The sequence below is a fragment of the Porphyromonas sp. C0026D3 genome (assembly GCF_056590775.1).
This window is the reverse complement of record NZ_JBWPWU010000003.1, coordinates 169,079-193,706: the sequence shown is the minus strand read 5'-3', so window position 1 is coordinate 193,706 and position 24,628 is coordinate 169,079. Positions and strand designations below refer to the sequence as shown.

Annotated in this window: 17 protein-coding genes; 3 read left to right on the top strand and 14 right to left on the bottom strand. The window is 54.4% G+C overall.

The window, feature by feature from the left end:
• Nucleotides 1-56 precede the first annotated feature (56 nt).
• Genes AC1EK1_RS03730 through AC1EK1_RS03720 form a run of 3 tightly spaced genes read left to right on the top strand, consistent with a single transcriptional unit; the run spans nucleotide 57 to nucleotide 1,655 of the window.
• Nucleotides 57-851, top strand: coding sequence for a DUF3822 family protein (locus tag AC1EK1_RS03730; protein WP_480305801.1), 795 nt, complete (start codon nucleotides 57-59; stop codon nucleotides 849-851).
• A complete protein-coding gene (gene rsmD / locus AC1EK1_RS03725; protein WP_480305800.1) occupies nucleotides 842-1,393 on the top strand; it encodes a 16S rRNA (guanine(966)-N(2))-methyltransferase RsmD in 552 nt (183 codons plus the stop codon). Before AC1EK1_RS03730 ends, rsmD begins: the two co-directional genes overlap by 10 nt.
• 7 nt (nucleotides 1,394-1,400) lie before the next feature.
• On the top strand, nucleotides 1,401-1,655 hold the full coding sequence (locus tag AC1EK1_RS03720; RefSeq protein ID WP_480305798.1) for a GlsB/YeaQ/YmgE family stress response membrane protein: 255 nt from the start codon (nucleotides 1,401-1,403) through the stop codon (nucleotides 1,653-1,655).
• A 490-nt stretch (nucleotides 1,656-2,145) separates the two neighbouring features.
• On the opposite strand, the gene tilS is transcribed toward AC1EK1_RS03720, so the two are convergent.
• The 14 genes from tilS to AC1EK1_RS03650 all read right to left on the bottom strand — a co-directional run bounded on the left by tilS (nucleotide 2,146) and on the right by AC1EK1_RS03650 (nucleotide 24,606).
• On the bottom strand, nucleotides 2,146-3,441 hold the full coding sequence (gene tilS, locus AC1EK1_RS03715; RefSeq protein WP_480305797.1) for a tRNA lysidine(34) synthetase TilS: 1,296 nt from the start codon (nucleotides 3,439-3,441) through the stop codon (nucleotides 2,146-2,148).
• 150 nt (nucleotides 3,442-3,591) lie between these two features.
• Nucleotides 3,592-4,374, bottom strand: a complete 783-nt coding sequence (locus AC1EK1_RS03710) for a zinc ribbon domain-containing protein (protein WP_480305795.1) — start codon at nucleotides 4,372-4,374, stop codon at nucleotides 3,592-3,594.
• A gap of 3 nt (nucleotides 4,375-4,377) precedes the next feature.
• Nucleotides 4,378-5,475 (bottom strand): Nif3-like dinuclear metal center hexameric protein, encoded by a 1,098-nt coding sequence (locus AC1EK1_RS03705; protein ID WP_480305793.1) that lies wholly within the window; start codon nucleotides 5,473-5,475, stop codon nucleotides 4,378-4,380.
• Nucleotides 5,476-5,477: 2 nt separating this feature from the next.
• Nucleotides 5,478-8,696 carry a S41 family peptidase gene (locus AC1EK1_RS03700; RefSeq protein WP_480305792.1) on the bottom strand — a complete coding sequence of 1,073 codons (3,219 nt, stop codon included), beginning with the start codon at nucleotides 8,694-8,696 and terminating at the stop codon, nucleotides 5,478-5,480.
• Between the two features lie 29 nt (nucleotides 8,697-8,725).
• The gene (locus AC1EK1_RS03695) at nucleotides 8,726-9,886 is read right to left on the bottom strand and encodes an endonuclease/exonuclease/phosphatase family protein (protein ID WP_480305791.1); all 1,161 of its coding nucleotides are present in this window, start codon (nucleotides 9,884-9,886) and stop codon (nucleotides 8,726-8,728) included.
• 15 nt (nucleotides 9,887-9,901) lie between these two features.
• Nucleotides 9,902-11,365 carry an aminoacyl-histidine dipeptidase gene (locus AC1EK1_RS03690; protein WP_480305790.1) on the bottom strand — a complete coding sequence of 488 codons (1,464 nt, stop codon included), beginning with the start codon at nucleotides 11,363-11,365 and terminating at the stop codon, nucleotides 9,902-9,904.
• A gap of 451 nt (nucleotides 11,366-11,816) precedes the next feature.
• Nucleotides 11,817-12,197: a cyclomaltodextrinase N-terminal domain-containing protein gene (locus tag AC1EK1_RS03685; RefSeq protein WP_480305789.1), complete on the bottom strand. Its 381-nt coding sequence runs from the start codon at nucleotides 12,195-12,197 to the stop codon at nucleotides 11,817-11,819.
• Nucleotides 12,198-12,519: 322 nt separating this feature from the next.
• A complete protein-coding gene (locus tag AC1EK1_RS03680) occupies nucleotides 12,520-13,695 on the bottom strand; it encodes a SusE domain-containing protein (protein ID WP_480305787.1) in 1,176 nt (391 codons plus the stop codon).
• An 8-nt stretch (nucleotides 13,696-13,703) separates the two neighbouring features.
• Nucleotides 13,704-15,224: a RagB/SusD family nutrient uptake outer membrane protein gene (locus tag AC1EK1_RS03675; protein WP_480305786.1), complete on the bottom strand. Its 1,521-nt coding sequence runs from the start codon at nucleotides 15,222-15,224 to the stop codon at nucleotides 13,704-13,706.
• Between the two features lie 15 nt (nucleotides 15,225-15,239).
• Nucleotides 15,240-18,281 carry a SusC/RagA family TonB-linked outer membrane protein gene (locus tag AC1EK1_RS03670; RefSeq protein WP_480305785.1) on the bottom strand — a complete coding sequence of 1,014 codons (3,042 nt, stop codon included), beginning with the start codon at nucleotides 18,279-18,281 and terminating at the stop codon, nucleotides 15,240-15,242.
• A gap of 30 nt (nucleotides 18,282-18,311) precedes the next feature.
• Nucleotides 18,312-20,432 carry a glycoside hydrolase family 97 protein gene (locus tag AC1EK1_RS03665; protein WP_480305783.1) on the bottom strand — a complete coding sequence of 707 codons (2,121 nt, stop codon included), beginning with the start codon at nucleotides 20,430-20,432 and terminating at the stop codon, nucleotides 18,312-18,314.
• 510 nt (nucleotides 20,433-20,942) lie between these two features.
• A complete protein-coding gene (locus tag AC1EK1_RS03660; RefSeq protein ID WP_480305781.1) occupies nucleotides 20,943-22,694 on the bottom strand; it encodes a DUF6377 domain-containing protein in 1,752 nt (583 codons plus the stop codon).
• 379 nt (nucleotides 22,695-23,073) lie between these two features.
• Entirely contained in the window at nucleotides 23,074-23,601 is a 528-nt protein-coding gene (rplQ, locus tag AC1EK1_RS03655; protein ID WP_480305780.1) for a 50S ribosomal protein L17, read from the bottom strand.
• Between the two features lie 9 nt (nucleotides 23,602-23,610).
• A complete protein-coding gene (locus AC1EK1_RS03650; RefSeq protein ID WP_480305779.1) occupies nucleotides 23,611-24,606 on the bottom strand; it encodes a DNA-directed RNA polymerase subunit alpha in 996 nt (331 codons plus the stop codon).
• Nucleotides 24,607-24,628 lie beyond the last annotated feature (22 nt).

The following is a 24,628-nucleotide window of genomic DNA, read 5'->3' as shown; positions in this document are numbered from 1 at the left end:
ACGAAGCACGGGTGGTGCTTTTTTTACCACTTCGCCATCCCCCTCTCTTGACCGACATGTCCAACGCGCATCCAGCCCCAAGTCGAGCACACGTCCTCTTCACCAACGACAAGATCTATCTCGCCGTGGAGGATGTGACCGATGGGCACCTAGTGTCCTCTCTCTGCATCGACACCGACGGCACGCCACAGTCCGTATCCACCCATTTTTTTGAGCGGCCGGAGCTGTCGCAACCCTACACCGACACCACTCTGTACATAGACTACGGAGGCAAGTACTGCATCGTGCCACAGAGTTTTTTGGGCCAGGGGATTCCCTCCTCCGTTTGGCTGGGCGACAAAGACGAGGAGACCCACGTCCTAAAGAGTCTGCTTCCCGATCAGCAGTATGGCATCATCTACTCCATTCCGCGCATGATCCATGAGTTTTGCGAGCGTTCCTTTTCGCTCCAGACCTACCGACACCCTATAGCCCCACTGCTCTCCTGCGTAGCCACCCATAGCCGACGCAACCCACAGCCCACACTTGTGGCAGTCCTCCACTCCACGACCATAGACCTCATCCACTACCGAGATGATCGGCTGGAGCTCGCCAATCGCTACCGCATCCAAAACGAAGTCGACGCACTCTACTACATATCTGCAGCCTGGAGACACTTTGGACTCATAGGGGCATCGGATCACCTCGCACTCTTTGGCGAAAATCTCGATATGCTCAAGAGTCTCAGAGATCTACTCACCGACTCCATCGCACACCTCACGCTCAACGACTACGCCGCACTGGGTGCCAAACGACCGGCTCTACCACCGGAGCTACCCCCACTCCTACAGTTCAGACTAATATGCGCATAATCGCAGGAAAGTACGGCAAGCTACGCTTCCAAGTCCCCAAAAACTTCAAGGCTCGACCCACCACGGATCTCGCCAAGGAAGCCCTCTTCAATATTCTGGACAACCAAGTGGACTGGAGCGACTGCGACTGCTTGGACCTCTTTGCCGGGACAGGGAGCATTGGGCTGGAGATGCTGTCTCGTGGAGCAAAAAGTGTCCTCGCCATCGAGAAAGACCGCCAACACTGGGCATTCATCAAAAAAGTAGCCACCACCCTCCAAGACCCCGCCTACAAAGTCACGCAGATGGATGCGATGAAGTGGCTCAAAAGCAACGGACATACGGACAAATACGACCTCATATTTGCCGACCCACCCTACGCCATGACCACAGAGCTGACCCTCCTACCCGGACTGATCCTCACCTCAGGGCTACTGAGCGAAAAGGGCCTGCTGGTGGTCGAGCACCCCAAAACGGTTGACCTAAGCAAGGCAACCGGATTCTTAGAGCTGCGCCACTACGGTGCCGTTCACTTTTCATTTTTCACCAATCAAACAAACTAAATCAACTATGGCAGAACTAATAGGATCACTCATCATCGGACTAATAGCCGGACTGATAGCCTCCGCAATCATGCCGGGCGGAGCCAAAGGTTGTCTATGGAATACTCTACTGGGACTGGTTGGCAGTGCAGTTGGAGGCTGGGCCTTTGGGCTCATCGGACTCGAGTCCAACGGCGGAGTGTGGGGACGACTGACTGTGGCAACGGTCGGTGCCGTCATCCTCATCGCTATCTACAACGCACTCTCCGGCAAAAAACACTGAGCACACGCTCATTTACTTGCGAGGGAGTGTCCAGTTCCCTCCACTGACCCAAGGGAGAGTCTGTTGTCACACGAGTAGCGACCGGTTTGTCGCTACTCATGCAAGTTCTCAGCACACTTAGTACAAATGTGCAAGAGGGGTCTCACCTACCCTATTCTCAAGCAAAAAGAGACCCATCGGGTGTCCAAAAAGCACGCTACGCCAAGACCTGTTTTTGGGCACATCCCGGATCAATATTTTTTTCTATCCGTCTAAGCGATCGCTTCTATCCGTGAAAAGGTTTGCTCCTATCCGTGAAAACTTTCGCTTCTATCCGTGAAACTCGAGGTCCGCTATAACTATTTGATTATCAACGCCACCAAAAGGTGGCTTTTTTGGCCCCCAAAATGCCTCTTTTTGCGCTTTTTTTGGGGGGCTCTCGAGGTGGAAAAATGGACGGAAAGTTGCCACACCTTTTTACAACCGCGGAGATGAGTGGGGGGAGGGGTACTCAACAACCGCTTTTGGGGCTGAGGAGCTCACCGATAGGACTACCCGGTGCGGGGCGGAAGTCGAGCTCCCAAGCACCACAGCCCGCCCCGATACGTACCTCCTCCGACACCCGAAGTGGTGGGACGGCCAAGATTTTCCCGGAATGGCTCACCAGTACAGGGCAGTAGGGGCGATAGTAGGGGGGGATGCCTTGCTCCTTGAGGTACTCAAAGACATTTTTGCGCCCCTGCTTCATGCCGAGTGGCCGAAAGTGGTCCTCCGGTTGGGCACTGCGTAGCAATAGGGTCTCGGGGGCATAGGCATCTGAGATCCGTAGTCGCCCCTCTCGGACCACGCTCACTGTGCCGACCCCGGGGAGGTCAACCTCTCGCTCCGAAAGAGGACGCTCGTACAATTGCTGGGGCTGACAGATGTAGGCTCTCCGTCTGAACCTCTCGAGTAAAAAGTGCCCCTGAAACCTTGCACCACTCTCGTCCGGTGAGGAGATGAGTTGGTCGATCTGACGTCTCGAGAAGCCATGGGGGCTCAGGAGGCGGTAGAGGTAGAGCCCGGCGTGGGGAGGCAGATCGTTGAGGGCTATGCTGTGTGTCTTGGGATCGAGATAGCGGTCTCGGAAGTCCAGTACAGCGTCGCTGATGACCGCTTGCTCCTCGGCATAGATCTCTCGACTGCGGAGGAGACTTTTTCGGAAGGCGGGATTTAGCTTCTCAAAGGCTCGGATCAGATCATGTCGGATGTAGTTGCGCTTGATGCGTGTGTCGGAGTTGGTGGAGTCCTCTACGTAGGGGAGGTTATGGCGGTGCAGGTAGTCGAGGATCTCGGCTCGTGTGGTGGTGAGGAGTGGCCGCCAGATGTACCCGTTGTACTCCTGCATGCCGATGAGGCCCTCACCTCCGGTTCCACGTGCGAGGTTGAGCAATATCGTCTCGACCTGGTCATCAGCGTGGTGTGCGACAGCTATATATGCAGCTCTGTAGTGCTCTCGCAGTCGCTCCAGCCAGCGGTAGCGGATCTCTCGTGCGGCCATCTCTATAGATAGGTGCTCTCGCTCGGCATAGCGGATGGTGTCCTCGTGGTAGACCTCCAGCTGGACCGTGGGATAGCGATCGGCTATCAGCTCTCGGACGAAGGCTTCGTCTCGATCACTCTCACTGCCTCTGAGGTGAAAATTGACATGTGCGGCAATGACTGAGTAGCCCTGCCGGCACAGTCTGTCGAGGAGGGCCACAGAGTCTGCCCCGCCACTGAGTCCGAGTATGATTCTGTCGTTTTTGTCGGGTTGGGAAAGTGCCATAGGTTCAAAAAAAAAGACGACGGAGTACCAGCCAATTTAGGCGGTCCTTCCGTCGTCCTTATTACTCATCGATACAATACCCAATACCCAATTCCCAATCCCCACTTCATGGTCCACGGTGGACCTAGGGTATGGGGTGGGCGGGGAGTGTCAGTCTGCTTTTACCTCCTGACGGACCTCCTCAGCGAGCTCCGGATCTACCAGCACCCGACCACAGTACTCACATACGATGATCTTTTTGTGTGCTTGTACATCGAGCATCCTTTGGGGCGGTATCTTGTTGAAGCACCCCATGCAGGCGTCACGGTCAATGGACACGACGGCGAGTCCGTTTCGGGAGCTTTTTCGGGTCCGGTTGAATGCGGCGAGCAGTCGCTCATCAATGAGGGCCTCCAGGTCACGTGCCTCCAGTCGGAGTCGCTCCTCGTCCTGCTTGGTCTCGGAGATGATCTGATCGAGCTCCTCGTGCTTGTGCTCGAGGTCTTTTTGACGCTCTGCCGTCTCTTCGGCAAGGGTCTTCATCTCTTCTTGGATATTGGCGATGCGCTCCTTGTTGGTGGCAGTGCTCTTTTCGTACCCCTCTATTTGCAGGTGCTGAAACTCTACTTCCTTGGTCAGGAGGTCGTACTCACGATTGTTTCGCACGGAGTTGAGTTGCTCGGAAAATCGCTCAATCGCTTGCTGGGCGACACGTGCGTCCTCTTCGTTTTGCTTATTTTTAGCCTCGAGACGCTTGATCTCCTCCTCGTACTTGGTGTAGCGAGTATGCCGTCCCTCCAGCTCATCCTCTAGCTCCTGCACCTCTAGTGGCAGCTCGCCACGGATAGTGCGGATACGGTCGATCTGAGATGCTACAGTCTGGAGTTTGTAGAGGGCCTTGAGGCGCTCTTCTACGCTTACCTCTCTAGGTGTCTCTTCTTTTTTCTTAGCCATATGTCACTTGACGTAATGAATGGGGTTTTCACAGGAGTTTGCCTTGTGAAGCACAAAGGTACCTTTTTTCTCCGACAAAATGTCGGTCAGGAGCTGTACGGAGAGTTGCTCGCTCTCGTAGTGGCCGATTGTCGCAAGTGTCACCAAGTCCTGTGCATCCCAAAAGTCGTTGTACTTGGCCTCTCCGGTGATGAATAGATCAGCTCCCTGTCCGGCTGCTTCGCGGATCAGGAAGGCTCCGGAGCCACCACAATAGGCCACTTTCTGGATAGGATCTCTGAGGATCTTGCTGTGTGCGACATTCCGGATGGGTTGCCAGGATTTGAGGCGCTCCATGAACTCTCCAAAGGGAATCGGGGTGGGCAAAGTGCCGATGATGCCGGCACCAATGAGCGGATCCCGATAGCGAAGTGGGTAGAGGTCGACTGCCGGCTCCTCGTAGGGGTGTGTGGCAGCGATGACCTCTCGGGCAAGTGTCAGCTGATCCCGGCGTAGAAGTATGGAGACCATCTCCTCGCGCTCGGCATGCCACTCGTGGGGCTTGCCCACATGAGGATGCGCCTGCTCTCCGGGGCAGAAGCGCCCCACCCCATCGGTACTAAAGGAGCACCCCGTGTAGTCGCCCTGCTGCCCCAGCTGTGCGTCCCGAAAGGCGGTCCGCAAGCGGTCTGCATCACCTACCGGCAGGTAGGTGGTGAGCTTGTAGTGGTAGTCCGAGAGTGGCAAGAGTGCTCGGCAGGACTGCAGCCCCATTTTGTGCGCCCAATAGTGGTTGAGCCCGATAGGGGAGTTGTCGAGGTTGGTATGTGCGGCATAGAGGACTAGATCGTGCTTGAGCGCATAGGCGACACACCGCTCGACATAGCTCCGTGGGGTGATCTTTTTGAGCGCATGAAAGAGGATCGGATGGTGCGTGATCACAAGGTTTGCGCCCACACTGAGTGCCTCTTTCAGCACCGCCTCGGAGACATCCACCGCCACCAGTACCCCGGTCAGCTCTTGATCGGTGTCACCGACTTGGAGTCCGGAGTTGTCGTACCCTTCTTGGAGGAGAGGGGGGACTTTGGACTCAAAGAAACGAAGTAATTCGCTGACTTTCATGCTCACTGTGCGTTGTTGCTTTTGACTTGTCGCAGTAGCTCGTCGACAGCCGCTTTGAGCTGAGCATCGTAGTTTTGGAGATTTTGCTCCGGAGTATTGTAGACCTCGATATCGGGGTGCAGAGTGGTGTTTTCCAAGGTATTGCCCCTGAGATCCTTGACCGTCACTTGTGGGACACCAAAGACCAGCGAGGGATCCACCTGTGTCTCCCACCACACGGCGGTCATGGTTCCGGCTACGGGTGCCCCCACCAGCTTGCCGATCCCCAGCTCCTTGTAGGTCCAGGGGCTACCGTGAGCATCGGAGTAGTTTCCCTCGGAGATGAGCATGACAGATGGCTTGTGCCACTGCATGAAAGGCTCACTGCCAATGTACTGTCCGCGTGGCACAAATCGAGCATACTCTCGGCCACTGAGCAGGATAGCCAGGTCGTTGTGCAACCACCCGCCACCATTGAAGCGGGTATCCACGACGACAGCATCGCAATTGCGATACTTACCCAGCAGATCCCTAAAGACCGTCCGGTAGGAGCGGGAGTCCATGTCCTGCACGTGGACATAGGCAATACGACCGCCACTCCACTCACGCACCATCTCGGCACGCTGTGCGATCCATCGCTCGTAGAGTAGCTCTCCCTCCTCAGCAAGGGAGATGGACCTCACGGACTCCTCCACCACCTTGCCATCGGTGTCTCGCATCGTCAGCCGGAGTCGCTCGTCGGCATGGCCGTTGAGGTAATACTCGATAGGCTTGTCCGGGGTAATCTCCCGATCGTTGACCTTGAGGATCACCACGCCGGGCTTGGCTATGCTCTGCGCACGATCCATAGGGCCGGCAGTCATCACCTCCAAGATCCGCACACCGGGACCACTGTACTCATCATCATAGAAGAGTCCGAGGCTACCGGTCGGACGCTCGGCCGACTTTCTGTACCTGGCTCCGGTATGAGAGGCATTGAGTTCGCCGAGTAGCTCACTGAGTAAGTCGGCAAAGTCGTAGTTATTCGACACCTCGGGGAGGAACGAAGCATAGTTTTTGGCATAGCCCTCCCAGTCCACTCCGTGGAGGTTTTCGTCATAAAACTTATTCGCCACTTGCTTGACGACATGGTCGTAGATGTATGCCCGCTCCTCGGGGCGATTATTCTCCACCTCAGCGGCGCAGGTGATAGGTGTCACGGAGTTGCCCTCAATCTTTTTTGCGCCATTGTAGCTCATGAGGTAGAGTGTTTTGTCGTCCTTGCCCAGCTTGAGCGTACCCATACCGGTATTAGGGACGAGCAACTCTGTATCCCCCTTGACGAGGTCGAGTGCGTAGAGGCTGGTCACGCCATCAAAAAGGGCAAGATAGTAGAGTTTTTCGCCTTTTTTGTCCATGGCAAATCCGCCTTGATACCCGGTCGTACGCGTCACGGGCTGAGTGCGATATATGCGATTTTTTAGCTCAAAAGTAAGCGGTTTGACCTGGTCCTCCGTCTTATCATCACCGGACTTAGCCTCATCCTCACCCTTGTCTGCCAGCAGGATCTCACGCTCCTCAGCATCAAGGTTGTATTGGTCGTAAGCTTCTTGATCTAGGAACATCAAAAAGATGTCCGACTGTGATCCCCAGCTGCCATGGCTACGATAGCCCCGACGATCGGAGTAAAAAGCCACCGCTTTTCCGCCCAGGACGAAGTCGGCTCCGCTATCCGAATACCCGCTTTCTGTCAGGTTGATGATCTCGCCGGACCCATCAGCCTTGACCAGTGCGACGTCGGTGTTGTTCCATCCACCTACGCCAATGTAGTTGGAGAGGAGCCATCTTGAGTCCGGGCTCCAGGCGAAGTGCTGGTCGCCATCCGAGTAGGAGTAGTTGAATACCTTGTTCATCACCTCATACTCTGTTCCCTTCTCCAAGTCCAGGACATAGAGTGCCGTCCTATCGCGCAAAAAGGCGATTTTCTTGCCATCCGGGCTGAAGACAGGTTGCTGAGAGGGTGCGACATCATTGGTCAGCTGACGCTCTTTCAGTTCGGTCGCGTAGGTAAAGAGTTTCTCGTCCTTCCGCACCAATTCGGTCATATACAAGTTCCAGCTGCCATCTCTTTCAGCGGCATAGACCAGCCGGCGTCCATCGGGAGCGAAGGAGACATCACGCTCCTGACTGGGAGTATTGGTGATCCTGCGAGTGGTATTGTACTCAATACTGGTCACAAAGACCTCCCCACGTACGACAAAGGCCATCTCCTGCTCGTTGGGTGAGATGTCCGCTGACCCAAATCCGCCCGTGTATGTCTGGTACTCCACCGGTGCTGTGTTGTAGTCAGCCACTATCTGTACGGGTACTTGTCGAGGGGTACCGCCCTGTGGGAGGTAGTAGATCTTGCCATTCCACGAAAAGGTGGCATTGCCCATCCTATCCACGCTCAGCGAACGCACCGGGTGCTTCTTGAAGTGAGTCAGTTGCTCTACCGGACCACCCTCCGCAGCGGCACGGTAGACATTGAAAGTCCCATCCTGCTCGCTGGTGTACAAAAAGGACGTCTGCCCCGGCAGCCATACCGCATTACGGTCCTCTCCCTTGAAGGTAGTCACCTTTCGGTACGATCCGCCCCCATCGCCCGGGGTCCACATCCATATATCACGTGCGATCGGAGAAGTATGGTGCTTCCGATAAGGATCCTCGTACCCTTTCACGTCCGTGAAGAGTATTCGCCCATCCTGTCCAAGCGAGGGCTCCTGCATCGTGACGGCAGAAAAGATACGCGGACGTCCGCCCTCTACCGACTGCACATACAGTTGCTCAAACGAGCCGTACGGGAAGATCCCCATATTGGCAGCCGGTCGGATATTGGCCGTATAGAGCAGGTGATCGTTGTCATAAAAAGCCACCGGCACCTGGTTCTTGCTATTGACATAGCTGATCCGTCGTGCCTCTCCTCCCTCTCGGGCGGTGACATATACGTTGAAGTTGCAGCCGTCTCGGTCCGAGGCAAAAGCAATCTTGGAGCCATCCGGACTCCAGATGGGGGCCTTTTCATAGGCACGGTTGGAGGTTATCTGGGTAGCCTTTCCGCCGGCCACAGGCACCGTGTAGATATCCCCACGGTAAGAAAAGGCAATGTCACGGCCATCCGGACTGATCGCAGGATACCTGAGCCAAGAGGGCTCAGACTGCCGAGCCGATGCCGATACCAGCGAAAAGAGAGCAAGTACAGCTAGAGAGATCAAACGCTTCATAAATACAAAAAAACTACTAAAGGTATTGATTAGTTGATGATTAAGTCTATATATACCGGGAAATGGTCCGAAAATCCACCTCCGCTGTAGTGCGTTCCGCGAAAAGAACGCTTGGGCCGTCCCTCCAAGCTCATGTACTCGGGGCTAAAGACCCGCTGTCCGATCGTGTCCACATGCAACCTCTGTCGACCATCCAGCAAAGCACCCGACACCATGATCTGGTCTGGCAACCAAGCTCCTTGCTCAAAGTAGTGGGAGCCCACTCCCTCCTCCTCGAGTGGCAACGCCAGGTTGTACAGCCGATCGTTCCGATAGTCTCCGTGGGCCTCTTTGGCCGAAAAAGTCCGGAGCGAATCCAGCACAGCTCTGTCACCGGGGGTATCATTGAAGTCTCCCATCACCACTATTCTGGGGGTCGGACGCTGATCTACAATGTGGTCCAGCACACGGTGGATCTTGGCACAGACTCGGCCCCGCTTCTCCTCAGAGGCACGCACCCCTCCTCGGCGACTGGGGAGATGCACCACCAGCACATCCAGTGGCTCTCCCGTCTTTTTGTCCTCCAGCACCACCCATAGGGAGTTGCGCCCGGATCCGGACCGCTCCTGTCGAGTGCGTGGGTCACGCCGGAGAGGGTAGTACAGGGGCTCTCCATAGTGTGGGATCTCGTACGCCTCCAGTTGCCTAAAGTGCTTCGGGTGCCACAGCAACGCCACATCGATCCCTCTCGGGTCAGCACCACGGCTCACGGCCATACGGTAGTCCTGAGAGCGCAGGCTCCGGTGATCGACGAGGTCTCGTACCACAGCTTGGTTCTCCACCTCCACCAGCCCTACCAAAGCCGGATAGCTCCACTCGCCCAAGTCGGAGAGCACACGAGCCGTCTGCTTGATCTTGGTGTGGTACTTACCCTCTGTCCAGTGGTAGGCACCGGAGGCCAAAAAAGCCTCATCGGCCGACCGAGGGTCATCGGAGGTGTCAAAGAGGTTTTCGACATTGTACGATACCACTCTCAGCCGCGCTCCTCCCTCCTGTGCAAGCACCATGCCCTCCATCACGAGTAGCGAGAGAGCCACCCCAAGCATCCACCCCAAGCCACAGAGCCACCGACTCGGGCGGACGCTTCTGCGCCACACCCCGTCGGTGACACCATAGTGAGAGTGGGTCCTTGGCTCAAGAGATGCAAGCACTCCGATCCCAAGTGATTACGCCTTTACAGGAGCGTGCTTGAGGATATCCAGTAGGTGCGCCCATACCTGTTGCATGGTCGACACCTCCATTCGCTCATTTGGCGAGTGGACATCACGCATCGTCGGGCCAAAGGAGACCATATCCAGCTGCGGATACTTCTGCTTGAAAAGGCCACACTCCAGCCCGGCATGGATTGCCTTCACAGCCGGAGCCTTTCCAAACAAGCGCTTGTAGCTATCCACGACCACCTTGAGGATCTCTGAGTCCATATTGGGCTCCCACCCGGGATAGCCGTCACGCTCGTAGACATAGCCCTCTGCCAGTGAAAATGCAGTGGTCACCATATCGCCAGCCATCTCCAGCAGAGACTCATTGGAGCTACGTTGCGAGGTCTCCACGAAGAGGACATCATCGCCCTCCTTGTTTTGCATCTTCACCGAGGCCAAGTTGGTAGAGGTCTCCACCAAGCCCTCGATGGCATGGCTCATCGTGAGCACTCCGTGCGGACAAGCGATCAAAGCGGCAATCAAGCGATCCGATGTCTCCTCATCGATACAAAACTCCGGCTTGGTAGTCGTCGACACCGTTATCTTCACACCCTCATCTACCCCCTTTAGCTCACCCTGTACTTGTGCGCAAAAGTGGTTGACACAGGCCACCACGCTCTCTTTGTCGCTCGGATCTACCCCGATCACCGCATGACCCTCACGTGCGATCGCATTGTGCAGGTTGCCGGCATCGATCTCGGCCAGCTCATAGTCCACATCGGCACTCAGCTCATACAGTGTCCGAGCCAGGATCTTGACCGCACTGCCCAGCCCCAAGTGGATATCTCCACCCGAGTGTCCGCCACGCAACCCGGTCACATCTATCCGCAGATAGACCAGGTCGGGGTCGGCATAGGTCTTGGTGTACTCCATTTCCACCATAGTTCCCTTGCCACCGGCACAGCCGATGAACATCTCCCCCTCGTCCTCACTGTCGAGATTGAGCAGGATATCGCTCTCAAAAAAACTCCGCTCCAGCTCCATCGCACCGGTCAGACCCGTCTCCTCATCCACCGTAAACAAGCACTCCAGAGGACCATGCTCGATATCGTCGGACGCCAGGATCGCCAGCTCGATAGCCACACCGATACCGTTGTCGGCACCCAGGGTGGTCCCTTTGGCCTTTAGCCAACCATCCTCAATGTAGGTCTGGATCGCATCGGTCTCAAAGTCAAAGTCCACATCCTTATTTTTCTCACACACCATGTCCATGTGACTCTGTAGGACAATGCTCTTGCGATTTTCGTACCCTTTGGTCGCCGGCTTGGAGATCAGGATATTGCCGGCCTTGTCCTTTTTGCACGGCAGGTTGTGCTCCTTTGCAAAGGCCTCCAAGTAGGCGATCACCTTCTCCTCCTTCTTGGAGGGACGAGGGATCTTGGTCAGTTGGTCAAAGTACTTGAATACAATTTTGGGCTCTAGGTTGATCATAACTTGTCTATATCTATTAAGAGGTTTGGCCATCACACTGGACAGCATGTTCGTAAAGGGAGCACATCACACGAAGTGGCTTTTGGGCACAATCATTGGGGCAGAGACTTGGCACTGCGCAAGACAACAAAAAGCGACAAAGTAGAGCCGGACTCAGTGCGACACTCTCTAAATATCCTTGTCTCGTAAAGATACTCATTTCAGTCTGATTTGGAAAAACCATGTTCGGCAAAAAAGTCTCCGCCCTCTCCAAAGGCTTGTTGACCCACCGGAGATCGCAAAACAGAGCATCGACACAGGTTGCAAAATTCGATGCCTTTTCCTCTCCGGACAACCCCTCAAAAAGGGTAAAAAGACGACGTTTCGGGGGTCAAAAAAGTCCCCTCTCGGGAGCATTGGCAATCAGACACTTACAGTGAACGTCGAGTTTCACGGATAGAAGCAAAACGTTTCACGGATAGAAGCAAAACGTTTCACGGATAGAAGCAAAACGTTTCACGGATAGAAGAAATCGCTTAGACGGATAGAAGAAATCGCTTAGACGGATAGAAGAAAAATTGACACCCCACTCCTCCGGAGTCTTTTGCCCCCTATTTTGGTCAAAAAAAGGGCTGTTGCACGAAGGCGATCGGCTTAGTTTTTTTCGGGCCACGGGCTTGGTCACCTGCGCAAGTACGCTCACCTCCTTGCCGTACAGTAGGAGCTGGAGCTTGGGGTCCTGCATACCGACCCACCAGAGGTGTAGCTGTATGGTGGGACGTGCAGACGCTATCGACACATTTAGGCTGGCACAAAAAAAGAGAATGTTGCACGAAGTGCCATTCTCGCACATTTGAAGCAAATGTGCTGAGACTTTGCACGAAGGATGAGATGCAAGGCCTGAGGATGAGGGCAAGGTGCACGTAGGGCACCAAGGCCTACCTGGCCGAAGGGAGCGTACTCACGTTCGTGACCTAGGCCGAATTCCGAAAGCAACGCCGCAGATCGCCTTCGTGCAACAGTCTCAAAAGAGTAAAAGGGCAAGTAGCCCGGAACGGTGGGGCATAATAATAAGGGGAAAAAGAAAAAGGCCTCCGACAGGGGAGTGAATCACGATCCACTCCTCCTGCGGAAGCCTGTTGTTTTTGTTGTGTATTAACTAAGTCGGGGCAACTTTACTTTTTGTGCTTATGAAAGAAGAGGTTGCCGGTCAGGTCATTGAAGTACACCGTGTAGATCCCGGCTTCTTTGGCCGTGACCTTCCAGTTTTGACCCCCGGCGGCAATGCTAAAGTCGGTGGGGAACTGATCCTTCTTTTCGCCACCCCAGCTTTTGGACCAAGCGGCATTGGCACGTAGCTTGAACTCACCCTCCTTGAGCGTGATCTCTCTACCGATCCAGAGGTGTGGCTCGGTCTTGGACTGCTCGAGGGAGAGGTCGTGATCCCAGTCGATACCGGCGGTACCGATAATACCGATCTTGTCGTATGTATCCTTGGCGGATGCATCATAGGGCTCAAACACAATGGTCGCCTTGGAGGGATCGAGCGTACCCCTATTGACCGTGAAGGTAATGTGGTAGTACCCGGCTGCTGACCCTGCTGGTAGCTTGATATCGCCACCGCTCATATCGAGCTTGCCGTCCTTTAGCCCCAGGATATTATTCCATGCGCCGATGCTGGCTTCGGGGAAGATCTTGAAGGCGGCATCCGCCTTGAGGTAGCCGTAGTAGTGGTATTTCAAGGCGTTGTTGTCGTCGGCAAAGAGGAGGTGATCGTTGTTTTTCTCCTGCCACACAGGTGCGCCGTCTCTACCACTGAGGTTTCCTACAAGGAAGTAAAGATCGGGGCGAACAGCGACAAAGAAGGGGGTGACAGTCAGCTCCAGTGGTGCCGAAGTGGTCTTGTAGCTCTCAAGCGTAGCGGGGTTGCCTTTGATAGCCAAGGGCAGTGCCTCTACGGTGACAGCGACCTTTCCGGGTTTGTCGCACTCCATTTCCAGCTCGGTGACAAGCTTTTTGTTGAGCTCGGTGAGGGGCAGAGAGATCCGGCGAACACCCGTGGCTATCGGGAGCTCAATCCGCTTCTTGCTCCCTGCTCGGGTGAGGACGAGAGTGTAGGTGGCGGAGATCTTGTCTCCGTACTTGGCGGCACTCCAGTGGAGGTCAAGGGTACCGGTACTCTCCGGCGTAATCGTCAGCACAGTGGAGGCAGGCTTGTCCAGCGTGGCAGGTACCTTGGTGGAGAGGACAGCGTCAAAGCTCTCCATAGGATCTTTGCTGCTGCATCCTGCTGCGAGGGAGAGGATGAGTATGATCAGAGTGGCGGATGCCAGGTAGTGTATTTTATTCATAGTCTGAGTCATTTGCTTTTGGGACGAAGATTAGGATTGGCAAGCGCATCTGCGGCAGGGATGGGGTAGAGTACTCTGTCGGCAGTCAGTGCTGCTCCGCCGGGCCTTCCACCCTTCCACTCCCATAGGTAGCTACCGGAGGTGAAGAGTCCAAAGCGGATTAGGTCGGTACGACGATGTCCCTCCCAGTAGAGCTCTCGCCCACGCTCGTCGATGATCTTGGCGAGGACGAGGTTGTTTTCCGGTGCGACACCTGCACGGGTGCGGACGAGGTTGAGGTAGTTTAGCCCCTTGCCCTTGTCAGCCTCTCCTCTAGCGGCACACTCAGCATAGATGAGGTACATCTCGGCGAGACGGAAGAGGGGGAAGTCCAGATCGCAAAAGTCGGCGTGACTGCCGGGCTTGCCATCGCTGGTGACGTTGGTGTACTTATAGACATAGACACCTTGGTCAAAGTCGGAGAGCTTCTCGATGGTGTCGGTTGACTTGAGGAGCAGATTGCGACTATCTGCCGTGCCGAAGAGCTTGGCAAAGGTCGGTGTGGCGCGATTGCCACCCCACTTGCTATTGGTACCGAGAATGGGGAGGAGACCTTTCTCCTTCAGCAGTTTGCACATATCATCGTTGTAGGAGGCGCCGACAAGGAAGGTGGCAGAACCGTAGCTCTGAGCGTTTTGCCCATCAGACACGATGGAGAGGATGATCTCATCGGTGTACTTGTGGTTGTCCGCCCCAAAAAGCTCGCTGTATTTCCCATGCAGTTTGTATCCTGCGGCAATGACTTTCTCAGCATACTCTGCCGCCTCGGCATAGTGTTTGGTGCCGGTGTAGACCTCTGCATTGAGGTAAACACGAGCGAGGAGCGCCTGTGCTGCGGCTTGGTCGGCACGACCGTACTCCTGCCGGCGTGCGGGCTTGAGTAGTGGCTCTATGGCCTTTAGCTCCGAGACAATGTAGTCGTAGAGCTCCTTGCGGGCGATCTTCTCGGGCGCCGTCTTTCCGGTCGGTGTCTTCTCCGTGACAAATGGAACATCCCCAAAGAGGTCCATCAGCACCCAGTACTGATAGGCACGGATGAAGCGAGCCTCCGCTTTCATCTGCTCCTTTTCCTCAGACTTGATGGGGGATTTGTCCACATTGGACAAAAACTCATTGGCGTACTTGATCTGAATGATGGAGTGATAGTAGGCTCCGGCGACAAACCCGGTACTGGCATCCCAGGTACAGTCACTCAATCCCTTTACTGCCTCATCGTTCCAGGCACACTTGACCTCGTCCGTCGGAAGCTCCTGTAGGTTGAAAAATGCTCTGGTAAAGCCTGTAAATCCGTCATCGATGCCCACGACATCATCCTCCGTGAGCGACCAGGCGCCATAGACCTTGGCCAAAGCCTGTCGAGTACCCAGTTCTGTGGTGAAGACTTTGGGTCCGGTGACATCATTGGTAGGCACCCGGTTGAGGTCACGGACGCAGGACGAAAAGAGAAGCCCGGTCAGTAGGGCTGAAGCGAGTATGGTAGTTTTTCTCATAATCTTTTGCATGGCTTAAAAGGTGAGTCCCAGACTGATGGAGTAGGTACGAGGAATGGGGTAAAACTGATAGTCTATACCTGTGGAGACCTTTCCGGGGTCGTTGTCATTCTTTGCCACCTCGGGGTCAATGCCCTTGTACGAAGTGAGGGTAAAGACATTCTGTACCGTTGCTCCAAGGTTGATACCTACCGTGTTGTTGAACACCCGACCAAAGTCGTAGCTCAGGGTCAGGTTGTCCATCTTGAGGAATGATGCATCGCGTACGTAGTAGTCGGAGAGATAGTGGTTGTTGACAAACCCGGATGCGCTGTAGTCGTGTGTCGCATTGCGGATCCATCCCAGAGGATCTTTGATCGATGTGAGGGTAGCATTGTCGCTGGAGACGTTGTCGTAGATCTTATTGCCGACATTGGCACGCAACGAGGTCGACATGGTGAGCCCTTTGTACCGCAGGGAAGTGCCAAAGCCGAATAGGAAGTCCGGTGCCGGCTTGCCACAGTGATACTTGTCGTAGTTGTCGATCTTGCCATCGCCATTGAGGTCAGCAAATACGCCCTCTATGGGCTTTCCTTTCGCATCATAGACCTGCTTGTAGACAAAGAAGGAATAGGGTTCGTAGCCCACGGAGTGGATCTGGGCATTGTTGCTGACAGCACCATTGATACCGCCCACTTCTGCACCTAGATAGGTAGGATCCTCGACCTGAGTCAGCTGAGTGATCTTGGTCTGGTTGTAGGTGGCATTGAAGTTGAGCACCCAGTTCCAGTCCTTGGTCTCGATCGGAATGTAGTTCACAGACAGCTCGGCACCCTTGTTGGTCATGGAGCCGATGTTGGTGAGGAGCTTGTTGGAGAAGTTGGCTCCCGCCGGTACCGGAATCGTATTGAGCAGGTCCTTGGTGTGCTTGACGTAGAGGTCGAGAGAGCCGTAGAGGCGTCCCTTGAGGAAGCCATAGTCGAGACCTATGTTGGTGGTGGCAGTCTGCTCCCACTTGATCTCCGCATCGTAGGCGGCCGGCTTGTACATGTTGTACCACTTGTCGCCAAAAAGGTACCTCTTCTGGTTGCCACTGAGGGCATAGACAGACTGGTAGCTATAGTTGGCGATACCGTCCTGTTGTCCGGTCAGACCGTAGCCAAGGCGGAGCTTTAGGTCGCTGATTGCGTCTACCTCCTTGAGGAAGGACTCTTCCTTGACCTTCCACGCCAGTGCCAATGAGGGGAATACACCCCAGCGATACTTGGGCGCAAAGCGAGAGGAGCCATCGGTACGCACAGTGGCGGTGAAAAGGTAGCGATCGAGCAGTGAATAATTGACACGACCATAGAAAGAGACAAGGGTATTCCGTGGCAGATCGTAGGGGAAGACCGGCTTGTTGTACTCCGTGCCTGCGGCTGTCTTTTCGGAGTACTTGTAGTCCTTGGTCATCCAGTCCTGGTAGGAGTATCCCGCCATCAGATCGAGGCTGCCCAGGATGGCCTTGGACTCTTTCTTGTAGTTGACATAAAAGTCGAGGAGTTTATTGGTCTTCTCCTGACGGTACTTTTTGTCTAGTCCGCCCTTGCCGATGACATTTTGGTTGGTGTACTCATTGAGCGGAGCATTCACGGGGATATAGGTTCGTCCTTGTCCCACTCCGTAGTCATAGGCTAGGTTGAGGTTCATGCTCAGTCCCTTGACGAAAGGGAGCTTGTAGGTGATCATTGAGTTGGCAATGATCCGTCCTGTGGTGCCTCGGTCATCCTTCTCCATCAGGAGGGCAAGTGGATTGCGAGGGGCTAGGGCTCGGGGGATCACCTGGCCCTTGTCATTTTCGCCGGTGAGGAACCAGTAGCCGCCAAAAGGCTTGTAGATCGCCTCCTTGGACATGATAGGCTGAGTCGGATCCATCCGGACAGCGCCATCGATGGCACCCTTGTCAGCGTAGCGATTGCGGGTGTAGGAGCCTTTCACGTTTAGGGTCACGGTGAGGTCCTCGTTGAGGAAGTGAGGGGTCAGGCTCAGGTCACCGGTGACGCGTTGCATGTGGTCGGTCTTGAGGATACCCTTCTCGTCGTAGTAGCCTACGGAGACACGGTAGGGGAGCCAAGAGGTGGCCCCGCTGATGCTGACGTTGTTGTCCGTACCGAGGGCGGTCTGGTAGATTGCCTTTTGCCAGTCGGTATTTTCCTTGCCCAGCATGTCGATATACTTTTGCTCGCCACTCTTCTTCACGATTGCGCGGATCTCGTCGCCTGTATAGACGTCGACATACTTACGCGGAGTAGAGACGGAGAATCGAGTAGAGGCCTGCACGCGTATCGGCTGTCCTAGGCTACCTTTTTTGGTGGTGATGATGATCACACCATTGGAGGCACGAGATCCATAGATCGCAGTGGCGGATGCGTCCTTGAGGACGTTCATCGACTCAATGTCTGCGGGGTTGATGGAGCTAAGCGGACTAGGTGCACCGGGCAGTGTGCTACCCTCCATCGGCACCCCGTCAATCACGATGAGGGGGTTGTTGGAGGCATTGAGTGAGGCACCGCCACGGATACGGATCATAGCACCGGAGCCGGGAGCTCCACCGCCTGGTACGATCTGCACACCGGCGATCTTACCGGTGATGAGCTGGTCCGGAGTGGCGATAGCCCCTTTCTGGAAGTCCTTGCTGGAGATTGTCGTGATGGAGCCGGTGAGGTCCTTTTTCTGCACCGATCCGTAGCCGATCACTACCACCTCATCGAGGAGCTCGGAGTCGTCCTTGAGGATCACATGCAGCGGAAAAGTCCGGCCAGCCACCTCTATTTCTTGGTCTACATAGCCGACGTACGAAAACAACAGTTTGTCGCTCTTGTCTACTTTTAGTTTGAATTCGCCATTGATATTGGTGATTGTACCCACGCCACTCTTGGTCGTCACACGCACGGTCACGCCGGGCATTGGGTCGCCCTGAGCGTCTGCGACGGTCCCGGTGGCAAGCACCGATTGTGCCAACGAGGCTAGGGGCATCCCGCACAGTCCCAGGATCAGGGCTGCCGAGAGAAACAAATACCTTGAGATATTTTTGCTCATAAGCTAAATGTGGTTTTTAGGAAAAAAGGATTATTTTTCGGCCGAAAGGATCACCGCAAAGCCTCCGCCCTCCACCTCATTGAGGCTGAGTGTATCCGCTGAAGTCACTGTCCTTTCGGTTATCGTATAGGCATATTGGTTCGTGAGGTAGTGTGCGTCCTCGGCATCCTGCCAGATCTTGGCGGTATAGCGTTTGCCGGGGGTCAGGAAGTCCAGCTTGATCACTGTCTTGCGATCGACACCGCTGACACTTCCCAGGTACCAGTCCTCACTCGACTTGTCTTTGCGAGCCACAGTCACGTACCGTCCGGGCTCGGCCTCCACGTAGACACTTTGGCTCCACTCCACAGGCACAGCCTTGATGAAGGCAAAAGCATCCATCCGCTCCTCGTAGTACTCGGGTAGGTCGGCCGCCATCTGCAGCGGTGTGTACATGGTGAGGTAGCTACCGAGCTGGTTGCACACAGTCGAGTGCACTACGTTGTGGTTGTCCGGGTTGAGACGGCTCAGGTCCATATTGAGGATACCCGGCGTATAGTCCATGGGACCACCCACGAGGCGACTAAAGGGCAGGATGGTCAGGTGGTTGGAGGGATTGCCTCCCGTCTGAAACTCTTGGCCCTTGGCGGACTCTTGCGACAAAAGGTTGGGGTACGTACGGCTGAGACCGGTCATGTGCACACTCTCATGCGCATTGACCGTGATGCGGTACTCGGCGGCACGCTTGATGGCAAAAAGGTAGTGGTTCACCATCCACTGGCCATAGTGGTACTCGCCACGAGGGATGATGTCTCCCACATAGCCACTCTTCACCGCACCATAGCCGTGGTCGACCATGAACTGGTAGGCACGATCCAGATGACGCTCATAGTTGCGCACAGAGCTGGATGACTCATGGTGCATGATCATCTTCACACCCTTGGACTTGGCATACCGCTGGATCTCATTGACATCAAAGTCCGGGTACGGCGTGACAAAGTCAAAGACATAGTCCTTTTGCTTGCCAAACCAATCCTCCCAGCCTTCGTTCCATCCCTCCACCAGCATACCGGTGATACCGTGCTTGCTTGCAAAGTCGATGTACTCTTTCACTCGCTTGGTGTTGGCCGCATGCTTGCCGTTGGGCTTCACCTTGGAGTAGTCCGTCACACCTAGGTGCACACTCCTCAGGTCATCCGTATAGGCCCAAGTGCTCTTACCGGTGATCATCTCCCACCATACACCCATGTACTTCATCGGCTTGATCCAGGAGGTATCCTCCAGCTTGCAAGGCTCATTGAGGTTGTAGACCAGTCGACTCGCCAGGATGTCACGGGCATCGTCGCTCACGATCAGAGTACGCCACGGGGTATTAAACTCGGTCTGGACATACCCCTTGTTCCCGATCGCATCCGGAGTCAGGTGGACATGAAAGACCATACGACGATCGTCCAGCTCGAGATTCATCGCCGGGAAGTCGATCAACGCCGCCTCATGGATATTGATATAGAGGCCACGGTCGTCCTTCAGCTGCAGAGGGGTCTGGACGCCCGTCTTGGAAAAATCCTGCTGCGAAGCATTGTACATCCTCGCCCGGTCGTACAGGCTCCGGATCTGGGAGATACGGCTCTCGGTGTAGTTGTACTCCTGGCTATCGTAGTCACCCGTGATCCACCACGCTGTGGGGTCACCCACCATCGCAAACTCCGTCGCCTCCTCACGTACCGTAAAGTAGGTCAGACGCTCCTGATCCGGAAACTCGTACCGAAAGCCCAAGCCATCGTCAAAGAGGTGAAAGCGGACATTCATCAGCCGACCATTGGAGGTCTGCTTGAGGCATACCAGTAGCTCATTGTAGTGGTTGCGGATCTCCAGCTCCTCACCCCAAACGGGCTGCCAAGTCTCGTCGAAAGTGGAGCGAACAGCCTCCACCTCCTCAAAGCCCTCGACCAAATCGCCATCAGGGTTGTTGTGGAGGTAAAAACCAAGCTTGCTGACCGCCGTAACCGGCTTGTCACCATAGCTGAGCCGGTAGGTCGGCTCTCCGGCGGAGGTTAGGGCAAAAGTCATGCTCAACTTTCCATTGGGCGACACAAGCGTCTCCTGTGCACCGGCCGACACGAAGGCCATGAGCGATGAAAAAATTAGGCAAAGAAGTGTACGTGGTTTCATGACTACTACTTTAGTGGTTTTGTGATTTGTTTACTCTCTGTCGTCGGAGGTACAGCCCAAAAAGCATCTCTGTACGACTCCTATCAAATACGGATTTAGGACAAAATTGCGTCCAAAGATCCACTTAATCAAATAACCCTAAAATAATATAACGAATCAAGGACAAATAAAATTATATATCCCTAATTCATAGCCACTTAATAAAATAGGACCACCACAAAAATATAATCAATATATCCCTCTTGGAGGGGAGAAAAAGCAAAACACGCACACCAATAGGACGCAAATTGATCCCTGCAAGCGAGTGAAAAACGCACCGAAGTTTTATTGCCCCAAAAGACATAAATACGAAGACGCTTTTGCTTCTATCCGTGAAATCGATCGCTTCTATCCGTGAAAACTTTTGCTTCTATCCGTGAAACAGATCGCTTCTATCCGTGAAGGAAACAGTCATCTACAATCCACTCACAACCAATGAGTTGAGAAGAGCTCTTTTTGGAGGCAAAAATTTCACCTCAATCGGCCAATATTCATCACCGTGCTCTCAAAATCCTTGTTGTCCACCAAGGAGCGGTTTTTGGCACGTGTCTTGTAGGTGTTGATCGTATTGGTGGAGTAGTTGAGGAAGCGTGCAATCTGCTCCGTATCTATGATACCCACACGTATCAGGGCAAAGATCCTCATCTCGGGGGTCATGGCACTACCGGCAGGCATCTCCTCACGTTCCTCAGGCGGAAAGAGCTGATTGTACTCCGTGACAAAGGTTGGGAAAAGGCGGGTAAAAGTCTCGTCAAAGTCCAAATACATCTCCTTGCGCCCCCGGACGATATGGCTCCGACGAAAGCTCTTGCGCAACGCATCGTACTGACCAGACTCCAACTTTTGAAGAACAAATAGGCTAAGCTCCTCCTGCTCACGCATATACTCCGCTTGGCGGCTAAAGGAAAGACCAATGTACTCGTCCTTGATCGTATTGGCCTCCAAGAGACGCTCATTGGTCCGGCTCAGATCCCGATTTTTGAGGAGGATCGTACGGGTCGCCTGGCGCAACCGACGCATCTGCACGACGATCACCACAACAGCGATACCCAACAAAAGGCACAGCACCGAGAGGGAGACACTATAGATCACCATCTGACGGCGACGCAACTCTGTCTCTCGCAACCGACTCTCCTCGATCACAGGGCGTATATCGCCCACACTCGTCTTGCGGTGCTTGGCATCGTAGTAGTTGGCATCCTCCAGTGCCACATCTATGTACCGCATGGCTCGCACCGTCTCCCCTTTTTTGTACAAAAGAGTGGCCAACTGCCCGATCGAAGTAGTCTCACGTGTGCCGGACAGGATATCATACTCAGCCGACACCGCAAAGCACTCAATGGCTGATGTCAGGTCGGCCTGCCGCATATAGGCCTGACCCATGAGGGAATAGGCGATGGCCCTATCGCTGTCCGCAAGTCCATCCAGCGCAATATAGCTCTCCAGTGTCCGAAGTGCAGGAGCCACCTGCCCCTGCTCCAGCTGGTAGTGTGCCAGTATATAGAGTCGCATAGCCGACCCATCGGGCAAAAGCCGGAGGGCCGAATCGGCATAGGCAAGCCCCCTACGGCGATACTGCTCCGAGAGGTCGGAGGTGTGGCCGGTGTACTGCGCCAGGTCAAAGTTTTTTTTCATCTCCAGTCGGTACAGCTCCACCCACTCATCCGTGCTAAGGCCGTGGCGATCAATCTGCCGAATCACCTCAGACGCCTCCATGAAAAGCCCGGACGCAAGGTAGCAATAGGCCAGGTCCACCGAGGCAGCGCGCAGCTCACTGGGTCCCAACAGGCGACCCAGCTCCACCGCCTCCAGCGCATACTTGTGAGCGGAGTCGAAGCGACAGGAGCGATAGCCACGGGCAAGACGAAGGGTCGCATAGTACTGAGACGGACGATCCGGAGCCGCTGCCAAAGCCTCACGAAGCTCCGCAAGGCGTCCCTCCGTGAGGTCAGCATAGTGTGCACGACTATCGATCAGGTAATCCAGACTGTCCAGTAGTGGCTCGGTACGAGGATCAAGCCTGGGAGCCGGGTGACATGAGGACAAACAGGCTATAGAAAGAAGGAGACAAAGGGTCACGAAGCAATAATGATGCGACAGCACGACCCGTACTAGAATGGCGCATAGCCCACCTACAGAGAAACCTAGCGACCTATGTGGTATCCTACCCTCACTCGTCGACCATACAGCGTCTCTCACCCCCAATGTATCGTAGATAGCCATAGTACTGTCTCCTCTAAAATAGCAGTGGCCCCAAAAACAAAGCCATCGGCACGCACTACCACAAACAGGCTCTCGCTCCAATGCTCGGGGATAAATGACCAAGTACGTGTTTGGCTCCAAATCCCCAATGGCAATCAAGTAAATCGCCTCTCCGCAGAGGCCCTATCCGCCCTCTGCCACACAGAAAGATACAAACAATCAGCGATATGGCCAACGGAAAGGGGACCCGATAGGTGACAGCGAGAAAGACAACCACCCGGTGAGCAGATGAGCCGGCTCCCACCCGATAAGTCTGGACCCCCGTAAAGGATCAAAAAAAAAGTGACCACTTCGATGGCTCGAAATGGTCACTCTAAAAATAGATTGGGTCAGGAGAGGATTACTCCTCCTTGCCTGCCTCTTTGTCTGCACCTTGAGCAGCCACCTCGGTGGTTGCTTCGGTAGAAGTAGGCTCTGTTGCTTGTGCAGTCTCGGACTTTTTGCCTCCACGGCGAGAGCGACGAGTCTTCTTGGTTGCCTCTGACTTCTTGGCCACCTTGGTGCGCTCCTCGTTGAAGTCTACGAACTCAACGATAGCCATCATGGCATCGTCACCCTGACGACGACCAAGTTTGAGGATACGCAGGTAACCGCCCGGACGCTCAGCCACTTTTCCGGCAATGTTGGAGAAAAGCTCAGCTACAGTATGCTTGTTTTGCAGCTTGCTGAATACAACACGGCGGGAGTGGGTAGTGTCCTCCTTGGATTTGGTCACCAATGGCTCGAGGTATACTCGGAGAGCCTTAGCCTTGGCCAATGTGGTGGTGATACGCTTATGCTGAATCAACGAATTAGCCATATTGGATAGCATCGCACTGCGGTGGCTTGCTGTACGGCCAAGGTGGTTGAATTTATTATTGTGTCTCATTATCGTCTGTTACTCTTTATCAAGTTTGTACTTACTCACTTCCATGCCAAAGGTCAGACCCAGCTTCTCAAACAGCTCCTCGATCTCGGAGAGCGATTTTTTCCCAAAGTTGCGGAACTTTAGGAGGTCGCTGTGGCTTTTACCCACCAAGTCACCCAAGGTCTCCACACCGGCACCGCGTAGGCAGTTGAGGGCGCGTACCGACAATTCTACGTCGGCCAACCTAGTCTTTAGCAACTGGCGAGTCCGGAGTGTGTCGTCATCAAATACGACCTCCTCCTCTTCCTCGATCTCGACATCAATATGCTCATCGGTAAAGAGAGCAAAGTGGTGCATCAGGATATCAGCCGCATCCTTTAGCGCATCTGTCGGGGAAATCGAGCCGTCGGTGTCGATATCAATGGTCAACTTGTCGTAGTCGGTCTTTTGCCCCACACGAGTGTTGTCGACATCAATCTTTACATTGGTAATAGGGGTGTATATGGCATCAATCGCAATCTGCAACGGATCGCTGAAAGTCTCAGCAATATCCTCCGCCGGGACCCATCCCCTACCCTTGTCGATAGTCAGCTGGATCGTAAAGGCGGCAGATTGATCTAGGTGACAGATCGCCAGATCCTTGTTGAGCACGTCAAAACCCTGAAGCTGGTCAGAAATGTCCTTACCGGTAAACTGTGTATTCTCTTTACCATTGACACTGACCATCACGGTCTCCTCCACATCGGCATCCGGGCGATGCTTGAGACGGATTTTCTTGAGGTTGAGGATGATATTGGTCACATCCTCCAGTACACCCGGAATGGTGGCAAACTCATGCTGCACCCCATCGATCTTTATCGAGTTGATAGCATAGCCCTCCGGCGAAGACAATAAGATCCGCCTGAGTGCATTACCAATCGTCATTCCGTATCCTGGCTCAAGTGGCTTGAACTCGAACTTGCCGTGTGTAGGCGAAGACTCGAGCATGATCACACGATCGGGTTTTTGAAATGCTAATAATGCCATGTCTCTATATTTAGGAATAAGT